Consider the following 4,800-nt stretch of genomic DNA (forward strand, 5'->3'; position numbering starts at 1 on the left):
GGTGAGTAGCTCCACAGATTTCAACTTTTCCATCAAGACCATTCGTTTCGACGAACATTATCACCCCGCCGAAAACACACGCCTCACGACCAACTTCGCCAACCTGGCGAGGGGCGCGAGCCGCCAGGAAAACTTGCGCAACACCCTGGGGATGATCGACAACCGCTTCAACGCCCTGGCGCATTGGGACAACCCAAAAGGCGACCGTTACAGCGTCGAGCTTGAGATAATTTCCGTCGCGATGACGATCGATGCTGAACGCAGCGATCACGCCCTGCCCTTGATTGAAATATTGAAAACCCACATCGTCGACCGAAAAACCGGCGAGCGCATCGCCGGCATGGTGGGGAACAATTTTTCGTCCTACGTGCGCGATTACGACTTCAGCGTACTGCTACTGGGGCACAACAAAAACCAGCCAGCGTTCAGCACACCTGAGCATTTTGGCGAGCTGCATGGCAAGCTGTTCAAGCGCTTCGTGAACTCCGCCACCTACAAACAGCACTTTGCCAAGCCCCCGGTCATCTGCCTGAGCGTGTCGAGCAGCAAGACTTACCATCGCACTGAAAACCAGCACCCGGTGCTGGGCTTTGAATACCAGCAAGATGAATATTCCTTGACCGATGAATATTTCGGGAAGATGGGATTGAAAGTGCGTTACTTCATGCCTGCGAACAGCGCTGCGCCGTTGGCTTTCTATTTCTCCGGCGATTTGCTCAGTGACTACAGCAACCTTGAGCTGATCAGCACCATCAGCACCATGGATACCTTCCAGAAAATCTACCGCCCCGAAATCTACAATGCCAATTCGGTGGCAGGAAAGTCCTACCAGCCCAGCTTGAAGCACGAAGATTATTCGCTGACACGCATTGTTTATGATCGGGAAGAGCGTAGCCGGCTGGCTATTGAACAGGGACGATTTGTCGAAGAGCACTTCATCAAACCTTACCACGCCATGCTTGAGCAGTGGTCCGCCAACTACGCTTCCTGACTTACGCAAATACAAGGTCTTCTTTCATGAAAAAGCTGTTACCCACGTCGACTGCCGGCAGTTTGCCTAAACCCTCTTGGCTCGCACAACCCGAGACACTTTGGTCCCCCTGGAAGTTGCAGGATGAGGCGTTGACCGAAGGCAAACAGGATGCACTGCGCCTGTCATTGCAAGAGCAGCAACACGCCGGCATTGATATCGTCAGTGATGGCGAGCAAACGCGCCAACACTTTGTGACGACCTTCATCGAGCACCTCAGCGGCGTTGATTTCGAGAAACGTGAAACCGTGCGTATCCGCGATCGCTACGACGCAAGCGTACCGACGGTGGTGGGGGCTGTCGCTCGGCAAAAGCCCGTGTTTGTAGAAGATGCCAAGTTTTTGCGTCAGCAAACCCGGCAGCCCATCAAATGGGCGCTGCCAGGCCCCATGACCATGATTGATACGCTGTACGACAACCATTACAAAAGCCGCGAAAAACTGGCGTGGGAATTTGCCAAGATTCTCAACCAGGAAGCCCTTGAGCTAGAGGCTGCCGGTGTGGACATCATCCAGTTCGATGAACCCGCCTTCAATGTCTTCTTCGACGAAGTCAATGACTGGGGTGTGGCCACGCTGGAAAGGGCCATTGAAGGCCTCACATGTGAAACGGCCGTCCATATTTGCTATGGCTATGGCATCAAAGCCAACACCGACTGGAAAAAGACCCTGGGCAGTGAGTGGCGCCAATATGAAGAAGCGTTCCCCAAACTGCAAAAATCCAGCATCGATATCATCTCGCTGGAATGCCACAACTCGCACGTCCCGCTGGACCTGATGGAACTCATCCGCGGTAAAAAAGTGATGGTAGGCGCCATTGACGTGGCGAACCACACCATTGAAACCCCCGAGGAAGTCGCGGCTACCCTGCGCAAAGCACTGCAATTCGTAGATGCCGACAAACTCTACCCGTGCACCAACTGTGGCATGGCCCCATTACCTCGCCAGGTCGCCAGGGGCAAGCTGAATGCGCTGAGTGCAGGCGCAGACATCGTGCGCAGAGAACTCCTGGCCCATTAAAGGCCCCCTCACGTCAGGACCTACCATGTCACTTCCCAGTACTGCCATCGCGCCCTCGCGCTTTCGCGAAGCGCTCGGGCACTACGCGTCCGGTATCACGGTGATCACCTCGCTCATCGATGGCGCGCCGATTGGCTTCACCTGCCAGTCGTTCTATAGCGTGTCGATGAGCCCGCCGCTGGTGTCATTCAGCGTGATGGCCAGTTCGGCCAGCTACCCCGGCATTCGCCAGGCGGGCCGCTTCGCGGTCAATATCCTTTCAGGTGAACAGGTGGGGATTTCCAACCAGTTCGCCCGCAAAGGCGCGGACAAATGGCATGGGGTCAAGTGGCAGGCGTCGCCGCTGGGTAATCCGGTCATTGCCGGCAGCCTGCACTGGCTGGATTGCGAGATTCACGCCGAACACGCAGCCGGTGACCACGTGATCGTGATTGGCGAAGTGAAAGCGCTGAACGTGCAGGACGCCGCAGCGACGCAACCCTTGCTGTATTTCAAAGGACAATATTGCAACCTCGCCGCGCATTGCGCGGTTTGAGCGTTGCCCTCTTCTCATGATCGACTTGAGACACCTACGCACGCTTCATGCCCTGCGCGAAACGGACAGCCTGCCCGAGGCTGCCGAGTTCCTGCACCTGACGCAATCGGCGCTCTCGCACCAGTTCCGGGAGCTGGAAAGTCGCCTCGGCATGCCCGTGTTCGTGCGCAAGTCCAAGCCGGTGCGCTTCACCACGGCCGGCCTCAAGCTGTTGCAATTGGCCGACCAGGTGCTGCCGCTGATTCGCACGACGGAGCGCAAGCTGAGCAAACTGGCTGGCGGTACGGCCGACCGGCTGCACATCGCCATCGAGTGCCACAGCTGCTACCAATGGTTGATGCCCTCGGTGGACGATTTCCGCGAGGCATGGCCAGAGGTTGAACTGGACCTGGCCTCAGGGTTGTCGTTCGCGCCACTGCCGGCCCTGGAACGGGGGGACCTCGACCTGGTGGTGACCTCCGACCCGGTGACCTTGCCAGGTATCACCTACGTGCCGCTGTTCGGCTACGAGGCAATGCTGGCCATCGACAAGCACCACTCCCTGCGCGAAAAGCCCTACCTGGAACCCGCCGACATCGCCAGCCAGACCCTGATCACATACCCGATCGAGCGCAACCGCCTGGACATCTTCACCCGCTTCTTCGACCCCGCCGACCTCGAGCCCGCCCAGGTACGCACCGCCGAAATGACCGTGATGATGATGCAGCTGGTGGCCAGCGGCCGCGGGGTTTGCTGCCTACCGAACTGGGCGGTGCATGAATACACCTCGCGCGGCTATGTCATTGCCAAGCGCCTGGGCGAGAAAGGGCTGCAAGCCACGCTATTCGCGGCGGTTCGCAGCGATATGCTGGAAATGCCCTACATGAGGGACTTCCTGCTTACAGCAAAAGACATTTCCTTTGCGACGTTGGAGGGTGTCAATGCGGTGTGAGGCCGGTTGCCTGATAGCTATGGCTCGTAAGCTGTTGGTCAACACAGGCTAGTAATGTTGGGGAAGTGGGGCTGCCATGTGCTTGTCGGGGTATAGGGTGAGGGCAGCTAGATGCCTGTCTTGGGTTTGGAGGTGGGGCGGATATCGAGCGCCGCCCGCGCGGCGCATCGCGAGCGAAGCTCGCTCCTACATCTGTTTCGGGCCAGTCACGCCTGTGCCAGCGTGCGCGACCAACTTGTTTGTACGGCTCGATATTGAGTCGAACGCCAAGGGCGCGCGCGGTGGCTTCAGGAATAACTGGCCCGAAACAAATGTAGGAGCGAGCTTCGCTCGCGATGCGCCGCGCGGGCGGCGCTCGATATCCGCCCCACCTCCAAACCTAAGACAGGCACCTAGCTGCCCTCACCCTATACCCTGACACGGCTCACCATCGGCAGTCCATTTTGTGGGAGCGGGCTTGCCCCGCGAAGAGGCCGAGCCAGAAAATGGGGTTGACTGGCACGGGCTACGCCCGTGTTCGCGGGGCTAGCCCGCTCCCACAGGCGACAGGAAGAACGACTACGGCCAGGCGTAGGCAGCCTGCGAGGTTAACCACCCTAGCCGTCCCCCTCCTGCACAGTAACCCTGACGCCCGTGCTTGCAATTTCATACTCGGATTCAGAAATCCTACGCACCGCCCCACCAAACTGCATCTCGAAATGCTTCAGCCCTTCATGCCGAATCATGCCATGTGGCGAGCGCTCAATCGTCTCGTCTTGATAAATGTTGATCACGTAGACCACGTTATCCGTACCCACCCCGACTATCTTCCCAACATATTTATCTGCCATGTCCGCACTCCCTGAGTAAACCCCACAGTTGCTGCAACTGAGATGCTGACTGTTCAAGGATGTGCGCAATGGCGGTAGGGGTCTGTACGCTACCGAACAGACCCCTCACGTCATTCTGCCAGCCGACGCCGAAGACGCAGGGCTGGATGTTATCCTCGACACTTCAACCCGTTTGGCGGTATTGGACGGCGAACGAAGGACAAAAGGAAAATGTCATGCGCACACGCACCCTCCTCGCGGCAATCGGTACCGCTTTCACCTTGATCTCAGCCCCGGCATCAGCCACCCAGCCCGCAGCGCAGGCGTCGGCAACGTTGAGCAAAGACCGCATCTCGGTAACCGTTGAGGGCGCCGGCCCGGATGTCATCCTGATCCCGGGCTTGGCGTCTTCCCGCGAAGTGTGGCAAGACCTGGCCGCCAGGCTAAAGCATAGCTACCGCCTGCACCAGGTGCAG

6 protein-coding genes are annotated in these 4,800 nt (G+C 58.2%); 5 read left to right on the forward strand and 1 reads right to left on the reverse strand.

What is annotated here, in order from left to right:
• The first annotated feature begins 1 nt into the window (after position 1).
• The 4 genes from NP534_RS25685 to NP534_RS25700 are packed head-to-tail and all read left to right on the forward strand — an operon-like array spanning position 2 to position 3,515.
• Positions 2 to 991, forward strand: a complete 990-nt coding sequence (locus NP534_RS25685) for a DUF1852 domain-containing protein (protein WP_274100582.1) — start codon at positions 2 to 4, stop codon at positions 989 to 991.
• A 26-nt stretch (positions 992 to 1,017) separates the two neighbouring features.
• Positions 1,018 to 2,049 carry a methionine synthase gene (locus NP534_RS25690; RefSeq protein ID WP_274100583.1) on the forward strand — a complete coding sequence of 344 codons (1,032 nt, stop codon included), beginning with the start codon at positions 1,018 to 1,020 and terminating at the stop codon, positions 2,047 to 2,049.
• Positions 2,050 to 2,074: 25 nt separating this feature from the next.
• The gene (locus tag NP534_RS25695) at positions 2,075 to 2,584 is read left to right on the forward strand and encodes a flavin reductase family protein (RefSeq protein WP_274100584.1); all 510 of its coding nucleotides are present in this window, start codon (positions 2,075 to 2,077) and stop codon (positions 2,582 to 2,584) included.
• 16 nt (positions 2,585 to 2,600) lie between these two features.
• The gene (locus NP534_RS25700) at positions 2,601 to 3,515 is read left to right on the forward strand and encodes a LysR family transcriptional regulator (protein ID WP_274100585.1); all 915 of its coding nucleotides are present in this window, start codon (positions 2,601 to 2,603) and stop codon (positions 3,513 to 3,515) included.
• 596 nt (positions 3,516 to 4,111) lie between these two features.
• Here NP534_RS25700 and NP534_RS25705 read toward each other — a convergent pair.
• Positions 4,112 to 4,345 carry a hypothetical protein gene (locus tag NP534_RS25705; protein ID WP_274100586.1) on the reverse strand — a complete coding sequence of 78 codons (234 nt, stop codon included), beginning with the start codon at positions 4,343 to 4,345 and terminating at the stop codon, positions 4,112 to 4,114.
• A 215-nt stretch (positions 4,346 to 4,560) separates the two neighbouring features.
• Here NP534_RS25705 and NP534_RS25710 point away from each other — a divergent pair.
• Positions 4,561 to 4,800 (forward strand): alpha/beta fold hydrolase (locus NP534_RS25710; protein WP_443201101.1); only part of this gene is annotated, 240 nt, incomplete at its 3' end.

This window comes from Pseudomonas sp. 39004, assembly GCF_028682155.1.
GTDB lineage: Bacteria > Pseudomonadota > Gammaproteobacteria > Pseudomonadales > Pseudomonadaceae > Aquipseudomonas > Aquipseudomonas capeferrum.

Coding starts and splice junctions, on each gene's coding strand:
- NP534_RS25690 (WP_274100583.1), top strand. CDS start 1,018: ATGAAAAAGCTGTTACCCACGTCGACTGCCGGCAGTTTGCCTAAACCC.
- NP534_RS25695 (WP_274100584.1), top strand. CDS start 2,075: ATGTCACTTCCCAGTACTGCCATCGCGCCCTCGCGCTTTCGCGAAGCG.
- NP534_RS25700 (WP_274100585.1), top strand. CDS start 2,601: ATGATCGACTTGAGACACCTACGCACGCTTCATGCCCTGCGCGAAACG.
- NP534_RS25705 (WP_274100586.1), bottom strand. CDS start 4,345: ATGGCAGATAAATATGTTGGGAAGATAGTCGGGGTGGGTACGGATAAC.